Below are 3,689 nucleotides of genomic sequence, written 5' to 3' on the forward strand. Positions count from 1 at the left end.
GCCCCAGGCCCCGCTCACCCCGACGGCCCTGGAGGAACCGGCGGTTCCGGCCCCCTACGACCCGAGCCCGTTCGCCCGTGAACGGCATGTGTGGCTGGGGCTGCACGCGGCGGCGACGCGGAGTCTGGCGCAGGGGTCGATGATCGTCTTCAGCTGAAGAAGCTACTCAACTGGGACAGCCCCTTCTGTACGTCCTCCAGGTTCATCACCGGCGTGTAGTTCACCTCGGCGCCGAACCTCTCGAAGAGCGGCTCGGTCAGCGGCGGCATCTGCGCGGAGTCCTGCATGTCGAAGACCAGGAACATACAGCGGACCCCGCCGTCGGCCGTGAAGTACGACGACTCCGGCTTGAAGGCACCGACGATCTCCTGCATCACCTGGGGCATCTTGCCGCTGCGGATGATGTCGTTCGTCTTCTCGGTGTCGAGATGGGCCTGGAGCAGTACACGCATGACGCACCTTCTTCTGATCGCCGCGGAACGGGACGGTACGGCCTCACGCTAAGGGCGATATGCACGTTCCGCCCGTTGGCTGCTCCGTCTGCGGCCGGAGCAAGGGAGGGGCACCTGGTCAGTGCCCGTCCCGTTGCGTCATCGCTGGCGCGGCAGCCTGATGGTCCGCACGAGAGGCATGTCCGCGTACAGGTCCGGCTCGACCGTCAGGACGCGACGCCCGTCCGGCCAGTCAGGTGTCGGGCGGGACAGGTGGACCGCATGGCCCAGCCGCCACTCCACCCCGTCGCGCAGCAGCGCGCCCACCGTCGACGCACCCGAGAAGTCCAACTCGACGATCTCAACGGCGGGCAGCGCTCCCACATGCTCGGCGAGTCCTTTGCGCATGCCGTCGGCGGCCGCCAGGCAGAGCGCCGGAACGTACACATGCCGCGTGGGCCCGTGCTCGGTGTTCGAGACGAACTGCGAGGCCAGCGAGTTACCCGAGCCCAGCGCGAGCAGGGCGGACTCGTCGAACACGACGCCGGTCGACCCGGCCCTCGTCGCGCTCACAGGCTGTCCACCCGCCGTCCGGCCTCAAGGTCCTGCCAGACCTTCTCCACCCTGTCGTGATCCTCGTCCGTGAGCGTCACACCGAAGTGCGTCTCGCAGTACGCCTTGGTCTCCTCGTACCGCTTGCGCAGTTCCTCCTGCGTGGGCGTGGCCCCCGCCAGCTCTGCGATCAGGTCGCGCATCGTCATCCCGCGCTCGCGAGCGAGCACCATGAGGCGGTCACGGACAGCGGGGTCGACCTTGACGGTGGTGTCAGCCATGACGCCAGTATACCTGCGGTATACCGTCTCGGTCCGCTCAAGCATTGCGGTCATCGCATTCCTTCCAGTTGTACGCGGGCATCGCAGGCCGCTTCATCAGCGCCCGAACCAGGTCGCCGCCCCGCCGCACGGCCGCCCGCCAGGACCAGGCACCGGACCTCCGGAGCTGGACCTCAACCACGGTGACGGGCGAAGCGGTTGGCGCCACCGGGCACCCATCCAGCAGAAGTGCCTCGACATGCGCCGCCGCCGAGTGCACCGGCCCCGGCCACTCGTACGCCAGCGCCGCCCTCACCCGCGCGGTACTGACGCCCCGTTCCCACCACTTCTCGACGAGCGGCGCGAGCCGCATCGCCTCGGGACCGTCCAGGGTGAGCCGGGGGTCGATGTTCCGGAGCGAGATGAGCAGGTGCGCGGCGCGCACGGTGTGCCTGCTGGGCGCGGGCCGGTCCGCGACTTCTTCGACTTCTTCGAATTCACCCATGAGTGGCTCGACTTCGCACGGCGAGTCGAACACCTCGTAGGTGACGGCGAGTCGACCGGACCCCGTATCCTCCCGCACCACCCGCCGCAGATACCGAAGTTCCTCCAGCTCACGCAGGGCGGCGGCGGTCCGGTCCCGCCCGTTCCGGATGCCGAGGCGGGCACCGGTCGGGAGGGTCCATAGGTACGTCAGTACGTCCACCGCGGGCCAGGAGATGCGCCGGTCGCGGAGAAGGGAGGGCGAGAAGCCTGAAAAGACGCGCGCACGCGTCGTACCATGAGTACGCATCCGGAGGGTTTGCTCCTGGGTGTCGAGCCCCCGGGTGTTGGCGCACCGCGGGGGCATTTCGTTTCTGGCGTGACTCTAAGGCCACGCAGAGCGACGATCGCAAGTCGAAACCACCTTTTCCCAGGCGGAAGTTCGCGTTCTTCACTCCTGAGAGTGAAGGGCGGTGCACAGCAGACGCGTGTGCACGAGGTGGCCGGGGGTCGTGGGGCGATAGCGCCAACTCAAGGGCCAGGTCAGACCGTTGAGCGCGGGTACCGGGATGTACGAGACGCGGCTCGGGCCGGCGGTGAAGCGGGTGACGTTGTCGGGCCAGGCACGGTGGGACGTACTGCCGACCGGCACGAGGAAGTAGACCCCGCGCCGGCCCGTCGCCGACTCGACGATCGGCCCCGGATCACCGCCGGTCATCCGCGCCAGCCAGTCCGCGACGTCCCGGCCTTCCTCGCCGTCGACTCTGATCGCGTCGAACTGGACGCCCGCCTTGCGGAGTTGAACACCGGATTCCGGGAGCCAGGTCAGCTCACTTTGCGTATTCACGGGGCCAGTTTGCGGGTGCGCGGCTAGCGTGATCCATGACTCTGCGTGGCTGGTTGAACACGGTTGAGTGCCGGGGTCCGTGAGTTGTGACCGGTTGAGTTCGGTTGAGTTCGGAGGTGACCGCAATGGCGCGGGCGGAGAACAAGGTGGAGGCGGGCGGTACGGCCCATTTGGTCGCCGCTCTGGCGAAAGCGTTGCGGGAGCAACACGGGCTGACGCAGCCACAGTTGGGCGACAAGCTCGGGTACACGGCAGCGGCGGTCAGCGCGATGGAGACGTGTGCGCAGCCCGCGAGCGATCAGATGCTGGTGAAGTTGGAGAAGGAGATCGGGGGTGGGCTGGGCGTCTTCGAGGAGGCGCGGAGGTGGATGCTCCTGGAGAAGTACCCGGCGCGGTTCCGAGGGTTTTCGGAGCTGGAGGCCGGGGCGGTCACGCTGTGCTCGTACGAGACGCTGGTCGTCGACGGACTGTTCCAGACCGAGGACTACGCGCGGGCGCTGATCGGCGGCAGCTATCCGCCCGTGTCAGAGCAGAGGCGCGAGGAACTAGTCGAAGCCCGGCTGGCCCGCCGGGCGCTCTTCGACCGGGACCCGACCCCGCACATCGAGCTGATCCTCGAAGAAAGCGTGCTGCGGCGGCCGTTCGGGAGCTGGGAGATCCTGCGCGGCCAGCTGCGCTCGCTCGCCGAGGACGCCCGGAGGGACAACGTCTTCGTACAGGTGCTGCCCCTGGACCGAGGGCTCCGCGGAACGTACGCGGGTGATCGCGGCGCCATGAAGCTCGTGGAGACCAGGGACCACGAGCACGTCGTCTACATGGAGATCGAGGACCAGGGCATTCTGGTCAGCGACCCGGCAGAGGTGTCCCATCTCGCGCGCCGCTATGCGAGTATCCGTGCACAGGCCCTGAGTCCCGACGAATCACTGGCCTTCATCGAGCGGTTGGCAGGAGAGGAACGATGACCGGCACCGGAAGCCCTCGCTGGTTCAAGTCGAGCTACAGCGACGACGGCGGCGGCAACTGCGTCGAAGTCGCCTACACCTGGCGCAAGTCCTCGTACAGCGACGGTGGCGGCGGCAACTGCGTCGAAGTCGCCCCCTGCCCCCAAGCCACCCC

The 3,689-nt window shown here is 67.9% G+C and carries 8 protein-coding genes; 3 read left to right on the top strand and 5 right to left on the bottom strand.

The annotated features are described in order from the left end of the window. Positions 1-157 (top strand): putative DNA-mimic protein (locus tag L0P92_RS45950; RefSeq protein ID WP_505016559.1); only part of this gene is annotated, 157 nt, incomplete at its 5' end. Here L0P92_RS45950 and L0P92_RS43030 read toward each other — a convergent pair. The 5 genes from L0P92_RS43030 to L0P92_RS43050 form a co-directional block, all read right to left on the bottom strand. Beyond that, a complete protein-coding gene (locus L0P92_RS43030; protein WP_234768579.1) occupies positions 150-452 on the bottom strand; it encodes a hypothetical protein in 303 nt (100 codons plus the stop codon). The two genes, L0P92_RS45950 and L0P92_RS43030, sit on opposite strands and share 8 nt — an antisense overlap. A gap of 138 nt (positions 453-590) precedes the next feature. Next, positions 591-1,004, bottom strand: a complete 414-nt coding sequence (locus tag L0P92_RS43035) for a PIN domain-containing protein (protein ID WP_234768580.1) — start codon at positions 1,002-1,004, stop codon at positions 591-593. Further along, a complete protein-coding gene (locus L0P92_RS43040) occupies positions 1,001-1,264 on the bottom strand; it encodes a hypothetical protein (RefSeq protein ID WP_234768581.1) in 264 nt (87 codons plus the stop codon). Before L0P92_RS43040 ends, L0P92_RS43035 begins: the two co-directional genes overlap by 4 nt. A 37-nt stretch (positions 1,265-1,301) precedes the next feature. Then, positions 1,302-1,949 (bottom strand): hypothetical protein, encoded by a 648-nt coding sequence (locus tag L0P92_RS43045; protein WP_234768582.1) that lies wholly within the window; start codon positions 1,947-1,949, stop codon positions 1,302-1,304. Between the two features lie 228 nt (positions 1,950-2,177). Then, positions 2,178-2,573, bottom strand: coding sequence for a hypothetical protein (locus L0P92_RS43050; protein WP_234768583.1), 396 nt, complete (start codon positions 2,571-2,573; stop codon positions 2,178-2,180). A gap of 116 nt (positions 2,574-2,689) precedes the next feature. Between L0P92_RS43050 and L0P92_RS43055 the strand changes: the two genes are divergently transcribed. Both L0P92_RS43055 and L0P92_RS43060 read left to right on the top strand, forming a co-directional pair. Continuing rightward, complete coding sequence (locus L0P92_RS43055; protein WP_372497431.1) at positions 2,690-3,535, top strand: helix-turn-helix domain-containing protein; 846 nt, start codon at positions 2,690-2,692, stop codon at positions 3,533-3,535. Beyond that, positions 3,532-3,689: DUF397 domain-containing protein (locus L0P92_RS43060; protein ID WP_234768585.1), on the top strand; the 158-nt coding region annotated here is incomplete at its 3' end. The genes L0P92_RS43055 and L0P92_RS43060, both read left to right, overlap by 4 nt.

Source organism: Streptomyces muensis (assembly GCF_021474425.1).
Taxonomy (GTDB): Bacteria; Actinomycetota; Actinomycetes; order Streptomycetales; family Streptomycetaceae; genus Streptomyces; species Streptomyces muensis.

Excerpts from the sequence above, each read along its gene's own strand:
- L0P92_RS43040 (WP_234768581.1), bottom strand. The coding sequence starts at position 1,264 with ATGGCTGACACCACCGTCAAGGTCGACCCCGCTGTCCGTGACCGCCTC.
- L0P92_RS43030 (WP_234768579.1), bottom strand. The coding sequence starts at position 452 with ATGCGTGTACTGCTCCAGGCCCATCTCGACACCGAGAAGACGAACGAC.